The 16,543-nt window shown below is 73.5% G+C and carries 17 protein-coding genes; 6 read left to right on the plus strand and 11 right to left on the minus strand.

From position 1 onward, the window contains the following. Window positions 1-142 precede the first annotated feature (142 nt). Entirely contained in the window at window positions 143-4,117 is a 3,975-nt protein-coding gene (locus ACFWJ4_RS37495) for a Pls/PosA family non-ribosomal peptide synthetase (RefSeq protein WP_380552790.1), read from the minus strand. A gap of 541 nt (window positions 4,118-4,658) precedes the next feature. Between ACFWJ4_RS37495 and ACFWJ4_RS37500 the strand changes: the two genes are divergently transcribed. After that, window positions 4,659-5,252, plus strand: coding sequence for a histone deacetylase (locus tag ACFWJ4_RS37500; protein WP_380552794.1), 594 nt, complete (start codon window positions 4,659-4,661; stop codon window positions 5,250-5,252). A 40-nt stretch (window positions 5,253-5,292) separates the two neighbouring features. Here ACFWJ4_RS37500 and ACFWJ4_RS37505 read toward each other — a convergent pair whose 3' ends face one another. The 4 genes from ACFWJ4_RS37505 to ACFWJ4_RS37520 form a co-directional block, all read right to left on the minus strand. Then, the gene (locus ACFWJ4_RS37505) at window positions 5,293-8,943 is read right to left on the minus strand and encodes a trypsin-like peptidase domain-containing protein (RefSeq protein WP_380552797.1); all 3,651 of its coding nucleotides are present in this window, start codon (window positions 8,941-8,943) and stop codon (window positions 5,293-5,295) included. Window positions 8,944-9,027: 84 nt separating this feature from the next. Beyond that, window positions 9,028-9,330 carry a trypco2 family protein gene (locus tag ACFWJ4_RS37510; protein WP_380552800.1) on the minus strand — a complete coding sequence of 101 codons (303 nt, stop codon included), beginning with the start codon at window positions 9,328-9,330 and terminating at the stop codon, window positions 9,028-9,030. A gap of 203 nt (window positions 9,331-9,533) precedes the next feature. Further along, window positions 9,534-9,920, minus strand: a complete 387-nt coding sequence (locus ACFWJ4_RS37515) for a DoxX family protein (RefSeq protein WP_380552803.1) — start codon at window positions 9,918-9,920, stop codon at window positions 9,534-9,536. 31 nt (window positions 9,921-9,951) lie between these two features. Next, window positions 9,952-10,428 (minus strand): carboxymuconolactone decarboxylase family protein, encoded by a 477-nt coding sequence (locus ACFWJ4_RS37520; RefSeq protein ID WP_380552806.1) that lies wholly within the window; start codon window positions 10,426-10,428, stop codon window positions 9,952-9,954. Window positions 10,429-10,601: 173 nt separating this feature from the next. On the opposite strand from ACFWJ4_RS37520, the gene ACFWJ4_RS37525 reads away from it, so the two are divergent. After that, window positions 10,602-11,228 carry a sigma-70 family RNA polymerase sigma factor gene (locus ACFWJ4_RS37525; RefSeq protein WP_380552809.1) on the plus strand — a complete coding sequence of 209 codons (627 nt, stop codon included), beginning with the start codon at window positions 10,602-10,604 and terminating at the stop codon, window positions 11,226-11,228. Between the two features lie 66 nt (window positions 11,229-11,294). Here the strand turns inward: ACFWJ4_RS37525 and ACFWJ4_RS37530 are convergent, their stop codons facing one another. The 3 genes from ACFWJ4_RS37530 to ACFWJ4_RS37540 all read right to left on the minus strand — a co-directional run bounded on the left by ACFWJ4_RS37530 (window position 11,295) and on the right by ACFWJ4_RS37540 (window position 13,096). After that, window positions 11,295-11,684, minus strand: coding sequence for a hypothetical protein (locus ACFWJ4_RS37530; RefSeq protein WP_380552812.1), 390 nt, complete (start codon window positions 11,682-11,684; stop codon window positions 11,295-11,297). A 315-nt stretch (window positions 11,685-11,999) separates the two neighbouring features. Continuing rightward, a complete protein-coding gene (locus tag ACFWJ4_RS37535) occupies window positions 12,000-12,611 on the minus strand; it encodes a DUF2306 domain-containing protein (RefSeq protein ID WP_380552815.1) in 612 nt (203 codons plus the stop codon). 131 nt (window positions 12,612-12,742) lie between these two features. Further along, entirely contained in the window at window positions 12,743-13,096 is a 354-nt protein-coding gene (locus tag ACFWJ4_RS37540; RefSeq protein WP_380552818.1) for a VOC family protein, read from the minus strand. 202 nt (window positions 13,097-13,298) lie between these two features. On the opposite strand from ACFWJ4_RS37540, the gene ACFWJ4_RS37545 reads away from it, so the two are divergent. After that, window positions 13,299-13,580, plus strand: a complete 282-nt coding sequence (locus tag ACFWJ4_RS37545) for a hypothetical protein (protein ID WP_380552821.1) — start codon at window positions 13,299-13,301, stop codon at window positions 13,578-13,580. A gap of 219 nt (window positions 13,581-13,799) precedes the next feature. Beyond that, window positions 13,800-14,249, plus strand: a complete 450-nt coding sequence (locus tag ACFWJ4_RS37550) for a hypothetical protein (RefSeq protein ID WP_380552823.1) — start codon at window positions 13,800-13,802, stop codon at window positions 14,247-14,249. A 67-nt stretch (window positions 14,250-14,316) separates the two neighbouring features. On the opposite strand, the gene ACFWJ4_RS37555 is transcribed toward ACFWJ4_RS37550, so the two are convergent. The 3 genes from ACFWJ4_RS37555 to ACFWJ4_RS37565 are packed head-to-tail and all read right to left on the minus strand — an operon-like array spanning window position 14,317 to window position 15,267. Next, window positions 14,317-14,784 carry an NUDIX domain-containing protein gene (locus tag ACFWJ4_RS37555; protein WP_380552826.1) on the minus strand — a complete coding sequence of 156 codons (468 nt, stop codon included), beginning with the start codon at window positions 14,782-14,784 and terminating at the stop codon, window positions 14,317-14,319. Window positions 14,785-14,819: 35 nt separating this feature from the next. Continuing rightward, on the minus strand, window positions 14,820-15,065 hold the full coding sequence (locus ACFWJ4_RS37560) for a hypothetical protein (RefSeq protein ID WP_380552829.1): 246 nt from the start codon (window positions 15,063-15,065) through the stop codon (window positions 14,820-14,822). 1 nt (window position 15,066) lies between these two features. Then, the gene (locus ACFWJ4_RS37565; RefSeq protein WP_380552832.1) at window positions 15,067-15,267 is read right to left on the minus strand and encodes a hypothetical protein; all 201 of its coding nucleotides are present in this window, start codon (window positions 15,265-15,267) and stop codon (window positions 15,067-15,069) included. 118 nt (window positions 15,268-15,385) lie between these two features. Here ACFWJ4_RS37565 and ACFWJ4_RS37570 point away from each other — a divergent pair, with 118 nt between their 5' ends. Next, on the plus strand, window positions 15,386-16,225 hold the full coding sequence (locus ACFWJ4_RS37570) for a Scr1 family TA system antitoxin-like transcriptional regulator (protein ID WP_380552835.1): 840 nt from the start codon (window positions 15,386-15,388) through the stop codon (window positions 16,223-16,225). After that, the gene (locus ACFWJ4_RS37575) at window positions 16,210-16,419 is read left to right on the plus strand and encodes a DUF397 domain-containing protein (RefSeq protein ID WP_380552838.1); all 210 of its coding nucleotides are present in this window, start codon (window positions 16,210-16,212) and stop codon (window positions 16,417-16,419) included. The genes ACFWJ4_RS37570 and ACFWJ4_RS37575 overlap by 16 nt, the downstream gene beginning before the upstream one ends. Window positions 16,420-16,543 lie beyond the last annotated feature (124 nt).

The raw sequence follows: 16,543 nt of genomic DNA on the forward strand, positions 1-16,543 counted from the left end.
GGGGGGCTTGGGGGGGGGGGTGGGGTTCTTTGGGGTTTCGTCGGGGGGGGGCTCTGGGGGATGGGGTGGGGTCCGGGGTATGGACCGTGACCGCACCGCGAACTCATCGCCCCGCGGGGGTGATCCGCGTCACACCCCGGCGTCACACCCCGGCGACGGCCCGGCGGCGGCGCCGTCCGGCGGGCGGGGTGGGGTCGGCGTTCCAGGCGGCGACGGGGTTGCCGAGCCAGTGCCCGCCGCCGGGGACGTTCTCGCCGCGCATGACGAGGGAGGCCGGGCCGACGGTGGTGCCGGCGCCGAGGGAGGAGTTGAGCAGCACGATGGAGTGCGGGCCGGTGGTGGAGCCGGCGGCGAGGTGGACGGGGCCCAGGCGCATCACCCGGTCGTGGAAGAGGTGGGTCTGCAGGACGGTGCCGCGGTTGACGCTGGCGCCGGCCTCGACGGTGACCAGGTCGGTCTCGGGCAGCCAGTGGGTCTCGCACCACACGCCGCGTCCGATGCGGGCGCCGAGGCTGCGCAGCCACACGTTCAGGTAGGGGGTGCCGGTGATGGTGTGGCCGCCGAAGGGCATGGCGAGTTCCTCGACGAAGGTGTCGTAGAGCTCGTTGCGCCATACGAAGGAGGACCACAGGGGGTGTTCGGCGACGCGGAAGCGTCCGACGAGCAGCCATTTGGCGGCGGTGGTGAGGGCGCAGGCGGTGACGGCGGCGGCCATCAGGACGAGTCCGGCGGCGCCGAGGGCGGCGCCGAGCCCGTAGTCGTCGCGCAGTGCCTGGAGGGCGGCGAGGACGAGGTCGCCGAGCAGGGCGGCGAGGACGATGGGCAGCAGCCGGCACAGTTCGACGCCGGCGCGCGCCCACATCAGGCGCCGGGGCGGGTCGTAGGTGCGGCCTTCGGTGCCGGTGTCGGCGACGCGGGGCAGGGCGAAGGCGGGGCGGCCGAGCCAGGAGGAGCCTTCGGGGGCGTGGGCGGGGGTGTCGGACAGTACGCCGACGAGGGAGTTGTCGGGCAGGTGGCGGTCGGGGCCGACGATGCCGGAGTTGCCGACGAAGGAGCGGCGTCCGATGTGGGCGGGGCCGAGGTGGAGCCAGCCGCCGCGCAGTTCGTAGGGGGCGACGAGGGTGTCGTCGGCGAGGAAGGCGCCGTCGTCGACCCGCATCAGGCCGGGCAGGGCGAGCACGGTGGAGGCTTCGACGCGGCGGCCGACGCGGGCGCCGAGCAGGCGCAGCCACACGGGGGTGAAGAGGCTGGCGTAGAAGGGGAAGAGGGTGCGCCGGGCGGTGTCGGCGAGGCGGCTGACGGCCCAAGCGCAGAAGGCGACGCGGCCGGTGGCGGGGTGGAAGCCGGGGCGCAGCGGGCGGGACAGGAGGCGGACGAGGAGCGCTATGAGGGTGGCGTAGCAGGTGATGGTGAGGGCGGCGAGGGGGACGGTGGCGGGCAGGAGTTGGAGGAGGGCGCCGGCCAGGGTGGCGTCGGTGTCGATCATCGGGTAGACGATGAGCAGGGCGGGCAGGGCGGCGATGATCGGGACGAGGCCGAGGACGGTGAAGCCGGCGCCGTAGGCGAGGCTCCAGCGGCGGGGGGCGGGGGCGGGGGTGGTGGGCCAGTCGGTGGGGGCTTCGGTGGCGGGGCGGGCCGGGGAGCCGGTCCAGTGTTCGCCGGGTGGGACGGGGGTGGTGGCGGTGACGCAGGAGCCGGGGGCGATCTCGGCGCGGGCGCCGATGCGGGCGCCGGGCATGAGGGTGGCGCGGTGGCCGATGCGGGCGCCTTCGCCGATGTCGATGCGGCCGAGGTGGAGGGTGTCGCCGTCGAGCCACCAGCCGGCGAGGTCGGCTTCGGGTTCGACGCAGGCGTGGGCGCCGAGGCGGGCGAGGCCGGTGACGGGGGGCAGGGTGTGGAGTTGGACGCCGGGGCCGACGCGGCAGCCGAGGGCCTTGGCGTAGCGGGGGGCCCAGGGGGTGCCGGCGAGGGCGGCGGTGCCGAACATGGCGGTGTAGCGTTCGGCGGCCCACAGGCGCAGGTGGACGTGGCCGCCGCGGGGGTGGCTGCCGGGGCGGATGCCGGCGGTGAGCAGGCGGGCGCCGGTGGCGGCGAGCAGGGTGCGGCCGGGGGCGCTGTAGAGGAGGAGCAGGCCGGCGGCGACGGGCCACCAGGAGCTGTGGGGGGCCCAGGCGAGGTCGCTGCCGGTGAGGTTGTCGAGGGCGATGAGGACGAGGATCCAGCGCAGTCCGGCGAGGGAGAACATGCCGAGGAGCAGGAGGGTCTGCCAGAGGCCGGCGCTGCGCGGGGTGCGGCGCACGGTGCGGCCGCGGACGGCGGTGGTGGTGGCCGTGTCCTCGGGTGCGGTGGTGGGGGTGAGGGTGTCGAGGTGGGCGGCGAGGTCGGCGAGGACGGGGTGGGCGTACAGGTCGGCGACGGAGACGCCGTTGTGACGGGTGCGCAGTTCGGAGACGAGGCGGGCGGCGGTGAGGCTGGAGCCGCCGAGGGCGAAGAAGTCGTCGTCGGGGCCGGGGGTGGTGCCGAGCAGGCGTTCCCAGTGGCCGGCGAGATGGCCGGCGGTGCCGTCGAGGGCCTGGGCGGCGGGGGCGGTGCCGGTGGTGGCGAGCGGCCAGGGCAGGGCGCCGCGGTCGACCTTGCCGGAGGTGCGGGTGGGCAGGGAGTCGACGAGGGCGAGGACGGGCACCAGCGGGGCGGGCAGGCGTTCCAGGAGCCGGCGGCGGGCGGTGGTGAGGTCGGGGGTGGTGCCGGGGTGGGCGACGAGGTAGCCGACGAGGAGGTCGGCGCCGGCGGGGGTCCTGCGGACGGCCGCGGCGGCGGCGCGGATGCCGGGCAGGGCCTGGAGGGCGGCGTCGATCTCGCCGAGTTCGATGCGGCGGCCGCCGAGTTTGACCTGGTCGTCGGCGCGGCCGAGGAAGACGAGGCCTTCGGGGTCGTTGCGCACGAGGTCGCCGCTGCGGTAGACGCGGGGTGAGGCGAGGGCGGGGTGGGCGCTGAACTTCTCGGCGTCCTTGGCGGGGTCGAGGTAGCGGGCGGTGCCGACGCCGGTGATGAGCAGTTCGCCGCTGGCGTGCCAGGGGACGGGGTTTCCGGCCCGGTCGACGACGGCGATCTCCCAGCCGTCGAGGGGGGCGCCGATGCGTACGGGCTCGCCGGGGAGCAGGCGGGCGGCGGTGGCGACGACGGTGGTCTCGGTGGGGCCGTAGGTGTTCCAGAATTCGCGGCCGTCGACGGCGAGGCGTTCGACGAGTTCGGCGGGGCAGGCTTCGCCGCCGACGATGATCAGGCGGACGGCGTCCAGGCATTCCTGCGGCCACAGGGCGAGCAGGGTGGGGACGGTGGAGACGGCGGTGATGCGCCGGGTCACGAGCCAGGGGCCGAGGTCGGTGCCGGCCTTGACCAGGGCGCGGGGGGCGGGGACGAGGCAGGCGCCGTGGCGCCAGGCCAGCCACATCTCCTCGCAGGAGGCGTCGAAGGCCACGGAGAGGCCGGCGAGGACGCGGTCGCCGGGGCCGAGCGGCCGGTGGGTGAGGAAGAGTCGGGCCTCGGCGTCGACGAAGGCGGCGGCGGAGCGGTGGGTGACGGCGACGCCCTTGGGGCGGCCGGTGGTGCCGGAGGTGAAGATGATCCAGGCGTCGTCGGTGGGGCCGGGCCAGGCGGGGCGGCCGCCGGGGCGGGCGGCGGCGCCGGGGTGGAGGCCGCGGCCGGGGCCGAGGACGGCGCAGACGGCGGCGTCCTGCCAGATCATGTCGGCGCGCTCGTCGGGGTCGTCGGCGTCGACGGGGACGTAGGCGGCGCCGCAGCGCAGTACGGCGAGGACGGCGATGTAGAGGTCGGCGGTGCCGGAGGGGATGCGGATGCCGACGCGGTCGCCGCGGCCGATGCCGTGGCCGGCCAGTTGCCCGGCGAGGGTGTCGACCTCGTGGAGCAGGGTGCGGTAGTCGAGGACGGTGTCGCCGGTGTCGAGCGCGGGCGCGTGGGGGTGGGCGTCGGCGGTGGCGGCGACGATGTCGAGCAGGCTGCGGGGGTGGGCGGCCTGGGCCACCGGCCAGCCGGCCGCGGGGCCCTGGTGGGGGCGGTGCAGCGTGCCTGGGCCGGCCGTGTCGTGGCGTGCGTCCATGGATGGGTTTCCTTGGCTCCGGGGTCCTGGGGGCGCGTACGGGTGTACGGGTGTGACGCCGGGTGACCCGGGTTGTCACCTGCGGGAGGGCGCCCACTCACCATGACCCTGCTGGGAGTCGGCTGGATGCAGCGAAGGTTCGATCAAAGGGAATTCTCATCATCGATGCCGCATGGGAACAGCAACGGTATGAATCGAATGACATTTCGCGGGTTTTCGCTCGTTTCCGCTGGTGAAGAGTAATCGCCGAATACCGGAACGGCGCGACGGGAGAGGGACGGGTGATGAACACCATGGCGTCCGGAACGCTACCGGTGGCGAGGGGGACGCTACCGGATCGGGGGGTTCTGGTCGGGTCATCGGACTGTTCACGGTTTTCACATCTTCGTATGGGACTCTTTCGCACACCTCGCCGCGGCTCCGTCCTGTGAGCGGGCCGGGAAAGGACCCCTCGGACCGGGAATCGGCCGGGCATTGCGCCGAGGACGAGGGGCCGCGGACAAGCGCCGCCGGCCGGAACGGGAGCGCGCTCGTCTGGTACGTGGCGTACGGCTCGAACCTGCACGCCGCCCGCCTCGCCTGCTACCTGCGCGGCGGACGCCCGGACGGCGGGGCACGGACCCAGCCCGGCTGCCGCGATCCGCGCCCGCCGCGCCGGGCGGTGGGCGCCGTGCTGCCGGGCACGCTCTACTTCGCCGGGCACTCGCTCACCTGGGGCGGCGGCTCGGCCTTCTACGACCCGGACGCCGGCGGCGAAGTGCCGTGCCGAGCCTATCTGGTGACGGTCGGTCAGTTCAGCGACATCGCCGCCCAGGAGATGCGCCGGAGCCCCGGCACCGACCTCGACCTCGCCCCGGCACTCACCACCGGGCGCGCCGAGGTGGGCCCGGGCCGCTACGAAACCCTGCTGCACGTCGGCGAGTCGGACGGCCACCCGCTGCTGACCTTCACCGCCTCCCGGGGCGTGGCCGGCGCCGATCTCAACGCCCCCACCCCGCCCTACCTGCGCACCCTGGCCGCCGGCCTGGCCGAGTCCCACGGCTGGGGCCCCTGGCGCGCGGCCGGCTACCTCGCCACCCGCCCGGGCGCGGCCGGGCACTGGACGCCGCGCGCGGTGGCGGCGGTGCTGGGCTGAACAACGCCGACCGGGACCCGCCGGGCCTGGTCTCCTGCGCTCAGGCCCCGGCCGGGCCGCGTCCGGCCAGCCGGGCGCGCAGGCGCTCCGCAGGCAGGGCGTCCGGGTACGCCAGGAGTGCCTCCCGGGCCCTGCGGAGCGCCTCCTGCTCGATCCCGGCCGGCAGGTCGTCGCGCTCCAGCAGGTGCAGCAGGACGAAGGGGGCCCTCGGCGTCGAGCCGCGCCTGGCCAGCCAGTCCGTCGTGTGCCTCAGGAGCAGGGACAGCTGGGCCGGGGAGAGGTCCCGCCGTTCCAGCAGGGCGCAGAGGATCTCCCGGGTCTTGTTGCTGAAGTTCGCCGAGAGCCGCTCCAGTCCCAGCGCCACCGCCCGGGAGGCCTGTTCGGGGGTCAGGTCCGACCGCCTCAGGAGCGGGCACAGGAACGGCCGTTGGAAGTGGAAGGTGGTGTGGACGGCGCACAGGTCGATCGCGAGGTCGATTCCGAACCGGGCCTGGTCGGGCCGCAGTCCGGTGCGGCGGCCGAGGAGCGAGCCGAGGAGGGCCGGCTGGGCGGGGCCGGCGCGGAGCTCGGCCACCACCAGATCGGCCACCTCGGTCAGCTGCTCTCCGGTCAGTTCCCTCCGCCACAGCAGGACCTGGAGGACGCGCCGGCGGTCGGCGGAGGTCTCGTTCAGCTCCAGCCACCGGAACGCCCGGGAGATGAGGGGGCGGGCCTCCTCGGGAGTCAGCGGGCGTTCGAGCAGTCGTTGCAGCGCGACGGCCGCCGCCGGGTCGGCGGGATCGCCGGCCAGCTGGTGCAGCAGTCCGGTGCCCGCGCCGGTGCCTTCGCCGGTGCCGGTGCCGGTGCCTTCGCTGGCCAGCAGGACGCGCAGGACGTGGCTGCGGTGCGGGCTGGCGGGATGGAGCCTGCTCCAGACCTCGACGTAGCGGGTCACCCGCCGCGCCTGGCCGGGGGTGAGCCTGTGGCACTCCAGGACGACGCGGAGCACCGCGCCCGCGGTGGGGACCTCGGCATGGTGCTCCGCGAGCCAGTCGAGGCCCCGTTCGAGCGCCGCGTGCTCCTCGGGTGCCGTCAGTGCGGGGTGGCTCAGGAGCGTGCGCAGGAGCGACGCGGCCCGCAGTGTGCCGGCGGTGTCACGGTGGTCGGCGAACCAGGCGAGGGTGCGGCGGACGGCCTCCTCCCGCTGCTCCCCCGCCGGGTTCCCGTACGTCAGCAGGTGCTGCAGGACGGCGGCGCTCGCCTCGGACGGGCGGCGCGGGCTCAGCCAGTCGAAGGCGCACTGGACCACCCGGCCGCGGGTGGGTGTGTCGTGGTCCCGCTTGAGCAGCTGTTTGAGGACCAGCGGGGCGGAGCGCCAGCCGGCGTGTCCGCGGACCCACTCCAGGGCGTGGTCCACGGCCAGCCGCTCCTGGCCGCAGGAGAGGTCGTCCCGTTCCAGGAGCGCCTGGATGACGTGGTCGGCGTCGGTCTGCCCGGCCCGCCGGGACAGCCAGGACAGCGAGGCCGAGATCAGCGGCTGCGGCACGTTCTGCGGATCGCCGAGCGCCGCCGAGAGGAACGGCCGTGCGGCGTGGTCGAGTTCGGCCCGGATCAGCCAGGGGCGGACCAGCGCGTCCCAGGTCTCCAGGGCCGCGGACTTCCAGGGCGGGTCGAGGGTCATGGCGAGCAGCGCCTGCTCGCCGTCCCTGCCCGCGTGCTCCAGCAGCTTTCCCAGCCTGACGGCGTTGCGGGTGGCCCAGTCCCGGCAGAAGCGCTCCAGTGCGCCGGCCCGGTGGCCCGTTCCCGGCCCGTCCAGGTCGGAGGCCAGCCGCTGCAGATGGCCGGCGAACAGGGCGAACGAGCGGGAGTGCCGGGACGTGGCGTCGAACAGCGTTTCGGCGGATGCGCCGTGGATGCTCCAGCCCGGTGGCGGAAGGAGGGAGTGCAGGACCAGTTCGTCCGTCACGATGTCGTGGACGACGTGGAGTTCGCCCTCGGACTCGTCCATCCACCCCAGCGAGACCAGGGTGTCGGTGACGTGCCGTCCGCCCATGACGCCCGCGGCGGTGCAGGGGTGGGCGTCGAGCAGCGCGTCGAGCGCCTCCTCCACGGCCGGGCGGGGCTGCGGGCAGATGCTGACCGCCGTGGCGAAGGCCAGGTGGGCGAGGTCGGGCAGGGCGGTGGCCAGCGGGCCGGTCGCGTCCCCGGTGCCGACGGGTGTCAGCGAGTCCTGCCGGATTCCCTCCCGGATCCAGCTGACCAGTTCTCCGGGGCGCACCCGCGCGAGGTCCGGGGCGAGGTGGCCGGCGCGGATCCGGCGTTCGAGGGCGTCGGCGATGAGCAGGGCGATGACCGGACGGCGCCCGCAGGCCCGTGCGAGTTCCTCCTCCCCCCACCGCTGGAGCGCCTGCGGGGCGACTTCACGGAGGATGTGGGTGATCACCGTGGTCCGGTGGTCCTCGTCCTGGCGCAGCAGGACCTCGTCGAACAGGAGCCCGGCACCGCGCTGGTGGAGCCGGTGGCGTGCTCCCGGACGGGTCGAGGCGAGCGCCGCGACGTGGACGCCGCACCGTTTGGCCTCGGGCAGCAGGGCGTCGACGAGTGCCCGCGGGTCCAGCTGGGCGCAGGTGTCGAGGGAGTCGAGGACGAGCAGGACCCGGGGCCGCTCGGCCTCGCGCACGACCTGCGAGAGGTCGTCCACCGTCACGGAGTTGTTCGCCTGGAGGTGGAGGACCTGCCAGCCGTCGAGATGGGCGGCCCGCGCGACCTCGAAGCAGGTCCGGGTCTTTCCCGCGCCGGCCGGTCCGACCAGGAGGACACCGCGCGGGTCCGGTGTCGAGAGACGGCGCAGCAGGTTCCGCGGCTGGGCCTCGTGGAGGGGGCCGGGACTGACGAAGGAGAGGCGGTCGTCCACGAGGCGGGTCTCGCGTCCGTGCAGTCCCCGGACGACCTCGTCGTGGCTGTGGATCTCCCGCAGGCGCTGCCCGGGCTCCTCGCGGTCGGTCACCGGGACGGGGTCCGGATCGACGTCATGGGCGCGGAGGTAGCGGACGAAGCGGGGGTCCTCGGACAGCCCCTGGAAGCCGGTGGCCGTCAGGCTCGCGGTCCCCCCGCGGGTGTGGTGGCTGCTGCACACGCCCAGCAGCACGTCGTCGTCGGTGAACACCCCGGCGCCGGAGAAGCCCGTCCACGGTGATTCCTTGGCGGGACGGCCGGGGGGCGCCGCGGGGGGTGTCCGGGGAGGCGGGGAGGTCAGCGACAGTTCCAGGTCGGCGCGGCCCAGGAAGGAGCCGAGCAGCACGTCGCCGTTGATCTGCCGGGTGGTCGGCCGCATCTCGTCGATGGCGAAGTCCGGGAAGCCGACCGCGGTGAACGCGATGCGGCCGAGCCGGGTGGGCGCGACGCCGAGCCGGATCGGCGGCAGGTCCCCGCGGTCCTCGGCCAGGACCAGCAGGGCCAGGTCGAGGGAGGGGTCCTGGTGGCTCACCACCAGGTCGACGGCGACGGGCTTGCCGCTCCCCCCGGCCGTTCCGGCCGCCGGACGGACCTCGTAGGCGTAGCGGTCGGCGTCCTTGAAGGCGTGGCGCACGGAGAGTGCGAGACCGCTCGTGAGCAGGAAGCCCGAGGCATGGAACAGGGAGTGGCCGGTCGTCCGGTCCCGTCGGGCGACCATGACCACCCTGTCCAGCATGCCGTTCGGGCCGCGCCGCATGCCCTGTCCCCCACCCGCCGTTCGGACCGTTCCGCAAAGCCTCCCCGGTGGCGGCTACCGCCGTCCGCCGGGCCCCGCCCGGCGTCAGTCGGGCAGCAGGATCCCGGCCTCGGAGTTGGTCAGCACCGCACCGCCCTGCTCGGTCTCGGCCGTCAGCTCCAGCGACACCGTGTGCGTGGCGGTCCTGGCGCCGGCGGCCTTGGCCCCGCCGGAGACCACCCAGAACTTGACCCCGCCCTCGACCTCGGCCGAGGCGGTGACGGCGACCTCGACATCGAGCTTGACGGAGTTGACGCGCAGCCGCACCGGCGAGCCCTCGCCGTCGGCCATCGCGGCGGCGAGCTCCTGCCGAAGCGCCCGGATGGTGTCCGCGAGCCCGATCTCCATACCCGTCCCCCTTCGGCCCGCTCCCCGTACACCGGGTGCGGCCACGAGATGATCATCAGTGGGACATGGTAGGCCACCGGCGCCCGCCCGGTCCGGGCGACCGGTGAACGGCCGCCGGGGCCGCCCGGCGGCGCGGCGCCGCACCCTCGCGGCGGCCGTACCGTCGAGCGGCCCCGGTCCTCCCACCGGACCTGCCCGGCAGGTCAGTTGAGGAATGACTCGGGCCCGAGGCGGCCCCAGGCGACGAAGGCGGCCAGCAGGATGTAGACCGCGTCCACCGCCACCAGCCGGTACTCCCGGCGGCGCATCCGCACGGTCGCCGCACCGGCCATCAGCAGCACCAGTCCGACGGCCGCCAGCGGCACGAACACCGGCGCGATGCCGAGCACGGCGGGCAGGACCAGCCCGGCCGCCGCCAGCACCTCGACGGCGCCGATGGCCCTCACCCCGCCCGCGCCGAAGTCCTCCACCCAGCGGCCGGCGGCCCCGGCGGCGGCGATCCTCTCCTTCGGCGCGAGCATCTTGAACACGCCGCCCAGCAGGTAGGCGGCGGCCAGCAGCCCGGCGACGATCCACAGTGCGACGTTCACGGCGTCCCCCTCTCCTCGCGTCCCGGGCCGGTCAGTGCTGGTACATGCCGACCTCGTAGCCGCCGCCGGGCTGGCGGAGCATCACATTGGCCCGGTTGAAGGCGTTGATGAGCGCGATCACGCAGACCAGCGCCGCGAGCTGCTCCTCGTCGTAGTGCTTGGCCGCGTTCGCCCACACCTCGTCGCTCACCCCGCCCGCCGCGTCCGCGAGCCGGGTGCCCTCCTCGGCGAGTTCCAGCGCGGCGCGCTCGGCGTCGGTGAACACGGTGGCCTCGCGCCAGGCGGCGACCAGGTTCAGGCGCACCGGGTCCTCCCCGGCGTGCACGGCCTCCTTGAAGTGCATGTCGATGCAGGCGCCGCAGCCGTTGATCTGGCTGGCGCGCAGCCGCACCAGCTCCTGGACGGTGTACGGCAGGCTCGACTCGGCGACCGGCTTGTCGGCGGCGATCAGGTGCTTGAAGACCTTGCCCATGACGGGGCTGGCGAAGGGGTTCAGGCGGGGCTCCATGGTGTACTCCTCGGTCGGTGGTCCCGTTGCTGCCCTTGAAGACAGGACAGCCCGCCGTTCTGTGACATCCCCGCGCCGCCCGCCCGGCGTGACCTGCGCCACACCACCCGCCCGCGGGCCCCGGCGGCCCTCGGATGGCCTGCTGGCCACGATCGGGACAGGGGGCGTCCAGGGTGAGTTCGACGGATGTGGCGGGCGCGGCCGGGTACCGGCCGCTGCTGTTCTCCATCGCCTACGGGATGACGGGTTCGGTCGGCGACGCCGAGGACCTCGTCCAGGACACCTTCCTCGGCCTCACCCGCGCCGACCGGGCCGGCACCGCGATCGCCGACCCGAAGGCGTACCTGACCACGACCGTTACCCGCCTGGGCATCAACCACCTGAGGTCCGCGCGGGTGCGCCGCGAGACCTATGTCGGCGAGTGGCTGCCCGAGCCGGTCGTGACCACCGCCGGGCGCCCCGGCCCGGCCGAGCACGCCGAGCTGGCGGACACCCTGTCGATGGCGTTCCTGGTGCTGCTGGAGGCCCTCTCCCCCGTCGAGCGCGCGGTGTTCACGCTGCGCGAGGCGTTCGGGTACGGCTACCCGGAGGTGGCGGAGCTGGTCGGCAGGAGCGAGGCGAACGCCGAGCAGCGCGTGGCCGGCGTCATCGTGCTGGACATCGACGCCGAGGGCGCGGTGCGGGCCGTCCACTCCGTGTCCAACCCGGACAAGCTCGGCCACCTCGGGCCGGTCTCCGACCTCGGGCTGCTGCCGGCGCCGAAGCGACCCTCCGACGAGGTCGCCCCGCCGGCGCAGTGAGCCCGGTGCGCGGGACATGCGGCGGCCCGGGCCCGAACGCCGGACCCGGGCCGTTCACCCCGAGGGTCAGGGGACGGTGCAGACGGCGGTCGCCAGGATCGACTCCGTCGCGGTACCGGTGTTGGTGCCGCGCACGACCCAGGAGCTGCCGCTCGGGTAGGAGTCGGTGAAGAAGATCCGGAAGGCGCTGGTCTGGCCGCCGCCACCGGTGGGCACCTGGCCGGAGGGACAGGTCACGGTGGCGAACCCGTTGCCGCCCGGGGCCACGTCGACGAAGTCGCCGAAGACCTGGTTGTGCGCGGACAGCAGCGCGGGGTCGGCGGCGGCCTCGTCGTGGGGCACGACGACGCTCGGCTTGCCGGCGGGCTTGCCGTCGGCGAAGGCGACGGCGGCACTCGCGGCCAGGACGCTGAAGGCGGTGAGGGCGGTCAGGACGAGGGGCTTCGTACGGGCCACGGCGGCCTCCTGGGGTGTGGGGTCGGGCTGCTTCGACGGCGGGCCGTTCCCCGCGTCGACCCCGATCCGTACCCGAACCACCCTGGTCCGCCACCGGGGCAGGCATCCGCTACCCGGGCGGAGGAACCCCGCTGCCCGGCCGGGCTAACGGGGGCCGCACTCCCCGGTTCGATCAACGAAAGGCCGACGGGTGAAATATGAGCAGTCGTCACCTCGGCCGGTTCCGCCAGTTCGACGCCGCGGCCCGCGTCATCGGCCGGCGCAACACCCTGCGCATCGTCCGCACCGCGGGCCGCACCCGGGCCCGGGCACCGGTCACGCCGGCGCCCCGGCGACGGGGCGGCGGCGGGTGAACCAGCAGGCCAGCAGCAGGTTGGGCACCCAGCACAGCCAGGCGATGGCGGTGTAGGAGGTGCGGAAGTCCAGGTGCGCGGCCATGGCGACGGCCAGCATGAGCCGCAGGGTGACGGCGGCGAAGGTGAGCGCGAAGCTGCGGACCATCCAGCGGCGGTGGTCGACCACCCGCCCGTCGAGGATCGCCCGCAGCCCGGCGCCGCCGGTCACCAGCCAGGCGACGGCCAGGCAGGCGAAGCCGGTCCCGGAGACCGCGCCGCCGTACGCGACGGGCGCCATCAGCAGCGCGCCCGCTCCGCCGACCAGGCAGCCGAGCAGGTAGGTGACGCCGATGCGGCGGTGCAGGCGCGGGCGGCGTTCGCGCAGGCGGCGGGAGAACTGCCACGGCCCCACCAGCAGAGCGGTGAGCGCGCCGAAGATGTGGATGTAGAGCGGCACTTCGTGACTCAGGTAGGTGGCGCGCTGCTGCTCGATGAAGACCGCCGGATCGAAGCTGAGGTACTTGGCGGAGACGGCGACGATGAGGGTGGAGAGCACCGTCATGACGACCCAGCCGGCCCGTGTGATGCGCATGCACCCGAGTCTCGGGCCCGACGGCCGGGTCCGGCATCGGGGTTGTCCCCGAGAAAGCACCCTCAGAGAACCCTCATCTCCCGTGCCGGGATGGGGAGATGATCACCCCGGCCCGCCGCGGCTCAGCCCGGTCAGACGGGCTGCCAGAGCTCGATCCGGTTGCCCTCGGGGTCGGTGACCCAGCCGAACCGGCCGACGCCCGCCATGTCCTGGGTCTCCTCGGCCACGTCCGCCCCCCGGGCGCGCAGTTGGGCGAGCATCGCGTCCAGGTCGCGGACGCGGAAGTTGAGCATGGTCCGCTGGGTGCGGGAGCCGAAGTAGTCGGTCCCGGACTCGAAGGCCGCGAAGACCGTCGGCCCGGGCTCCTGGCGCCACAGGCCGTGCTCGTCGGCGTCCAGCCCCAGGCAGTCGCGGTACCAGGCGCCCAGCACCGCAGGGTCGGCGGCCCGCAGGAAGTACCCGCCGATGCCCAGCACTCGTTCCATGCCGCCATCCTGCCAGCACCGTGGTCGGCGGGCCCGGCACGACTCTCCCCCTCGTCTTCGGGTGATCTTGGTCGGGCATCGGCGCGGCGTCCGGACGGGCACGACGCGCGGTCCGGTATGCATGTCCCGGGCCGGGGATCGTGGGCGAATCATGCTCCCGTCGGCCCGCCAACTTCCTGTCATTCGAGAGGATTTGATTACTATGAAGCTGGTCCGACGAATCGCCGCCACCGGCTGCGCCCTCCCCCTCGCCCTGGGCGGCCTCGTCGCCGTCGCCCCGACCGCGAGCGCGAACTCGCAGGGATGCTCCCGCCACGTGCTGGAGAAGGCCCCGAACGCGGACAAGGAGCTCGTGGAGGACGCCTGTCAGGCCGGCGCGGCCGGCGGCGAGGACGCGTTCCGGACCTGCTACCACCTCCTGCGGGTCGACTACGTCCCCGCCACCGTCGCGGCGGACGCCTGCCGCCGCGCCCCGAACAGCTGACGGACCACCCCGGCCCGGCGCGGGCAGTCCGCGCCGGGCCGATGATCGCCGCGACCCGTCTGCGCCGTGGCCGGGATGCGCCGTGGCCGGGATGCGCCCGTGATCTTCACCCTCAGGAGTGAAGATCACATGCGGTTTCGGCCACATCGCCCCGGGCCTCGCCCCCGAACGCCGTCGTCCCGGAAGGCTGATCGCATCCGACCAGCGAGGAATGGGATCATGACGAGCGACAGCACCGCACAGCCGGAACCCCGGTTCACCCTTCTCCAGGCCACGTTCGAGATCGAGGGCCGCGACTCCGTGGTCCTGGACCTGTCCACCGAGGAGGCCCGGAAGCTGGCGGCCGACACCCCCCTCGCCCTCAAGGAGGGCGCCAACTACCGGGTGAAGCTGACGTTCCGCGTCGCGGGCGACATCGTCTCGGGCCTCCAGTACACGGCGCAGACCTACCGCAAGGGGCTCAGGGTCCAGAAGGACCGCCAGATGCTGGGCTCCTTCGGCCCGCAGACCCAACCGCACGAGGTCTCCGTCCCGCGGCACGGCTGGGAGGAGGTGCCGTCCGGCGCCCTCTCCCGGGGGGCGTACACCGGCAAGGGCGGCTTCGCCGATGACGGCGGCACCGAACTCGGCAGCTGGGACTGGGCGTTCGAGATCAAGACCGACTGGTAGGCGACGGTTCGACAGCAGCGGGGCCGCCCGGCAGTGACATGCCGGGCGGCCCCGCTGCTTCTGGTTGTCAGGCGGCGCGCTGGCCGAGCAGGAGGGCGGGCAGGGAGCGGCCGGCGAGGGCCTCGGCGGCGCGGGCGGCCTGAGAGGGCGCCATGAAGTCCGGGAGGCTGCGGGCGGGGACGAACCGGGCGCCGAACAGGCCGCTCTGGCGCTGCGCGGGGACGGTGATGAGGGTGCCGTCGGGGACGGTGCCACCGTCGAACACCAGGGTGAGACGCTCCAGGTGACGGTCGGCGGGGGTGAAATCGACGGCGAGAACGTCGCTGAGGCGGACGATCAGACCGGTCTCGGCGTGCAGATGGCGGGCGGCGGCCAGGTGCGGGGGCTCGTTGGGCTTGGCGGAGCCGCCCGGGAGGATCAGGCCGTCCATGTAGTCCGGGTCGACGAGCAGGACGTCGCCGCGCTGGTTGCGGACGAGGACGAGGCAGCCGAGCCGGCAGACGGGGGGCTTGGCGAGCAGGCGGGGGTCTTGCACGGGGGAGGTCGCTTTCTCGAAGCGGTGGGGGGTGTTCAGTCGTCGTGGGTGAGGCGCTCGTAGCGCAGGCCCTTGCGGAGCAGGTCGACCATCCGCAGGAGGTCGAGCGGGCGCGCGGTGAGGTGGAGGAGGTAGCTGCACGTCAGGCGGCCCTCCGCCCAGTCGACTTCGAGCGTGGGGAGCTCGACGCCGCCGAGGGCGAGGACGGTGGCGAGGTCGTCGAGGACGTCGGCGGCCTGCCGGCGCTGCTCGGCGGTCGCGCGGGAGAGGGTGGAGGACATCTCACTTCTCCCCGGGCCGCTTGTGGACCTCGAAGGTGCGCCAGGCGCTGTAGGCGTCCCCGAAGAAGGTGAAGGCGGCGAGTTCGCCGGTGGCGCCGCGGAGCCACTCCCCGGTGAGCTCGTTGCGGACCCGGTAGCGGTCGGCCTCGGCGTCCCAGCGGACGCCGTAGCCGTGGAGGCGAGGGAGTTGGTCGTGGTGCATGGGAGGGAACCCTCTGCGATCGGAGTTTCACGTTCTGTGCACATGGTGGCGCAAGGTCGCCTAGCATCGGAAGCGGCCTGCTACTTGCCGAGGGGCCACAGGGAAGTTGAGAGCTGCCGTGAACAAGAAGAAGATCGACCCCGAGTCGAGCCCGTGGGCGCCCTTCGGAATCCAACTCCGCGCCTTCCGAGAGGCCAAGGACCTCCTTCAGGAGGAGCTGGCCCCGCTCATCGGGTGCTCCCCCTCGCACCTGTCCTACGTCGAACTTGCACACCGACCTCCGAGTCGCAAGCTCGCCGAACTCTCCGACATCGCGCTCGACACGGGCGGCACCATGATGCTGATGTGGTATCAGCTGAAGAACGCCGCGATCCTGGAGGGCTTCCCGGAGTACGCACGCTACGAGACCCTCGCGGAAGAGATGAGGATCTTCGAAGTCGACCTCGTCGCCGGACTTCTGCAGACCCGGGGATACGCAACCGCCGTTCAGATGGGTTTCGTCAGGCAAGGCCTTTCATCCCAGAAGTTGGCCGAGGAACGCATCGAATTCAGGCTTGCCCGGCAGCAGGTCCTGGGACGAACGCCTCCCCCACTCGTCCACGTGGTGCTGGACGAAACGTGCCTCAGGAGGATCATCGGCGGACGCAATGTGATGGTCGAACAGCTGCTTCACCTGGAGCAGTTGTCCTCTCGGCCCAACGTGGTCATCCAGGTGGCTCCGTTCTCCATGGGCGAGAACCGGCCGTTCACACACATGACATATCTCCTTACCATGCCGAACCGCAAAGTTCTCGCTTACGGCGAAATTGAATCGCGTGGCTACATCGACCGCGATACCAAGTCGGTTGCCACACTCGCCAGGAGCTACGATCGGCTTGCGGTCGAGGCCCTCGGCCAGGCCGAATCGCTGGCTTTCATCCGTGCGGCAAGGAGAGACCTGGAGTGGATGTCGACCTGACCGAGGCGTCCTGGCGAAAGAGTTCGTACAGCGGCGCAAACGGCGGCGCATGCATCGAGGTCGCCGACGGCTTCGCCGGCGTCATGCCCGTACGCGACTCCAAGGACCCCTCCGGCCCGGCCCTCCTCTTCCGCTCCGCCGCCTGGCAGGCCTTCGTCACCGCCGTCCGCACCGGCGAGTTCGACGCCCGCTGACCCCAGCCACCCTCGGCCCCGCCACCCCAGGGCGGTTTCTAGCGGTCGTTGCAACACGTGGTCGGTTGTTCAGGCCGCGAGCAGTTTATGCAGGCGCTCGGCTGGGGTTTCCCAGCCGAGCGTT

It is taken from the genome of Kitasatospora sp. NPDC127067, from assembly GCF_042724755.1.
Classification (GTDB): Bacteria; Actinomycetota; Actinomycetes; order Streptomycetales; family Streptomycetaceae; genus Kitasatospora; species Kitasatospora lactacystinica.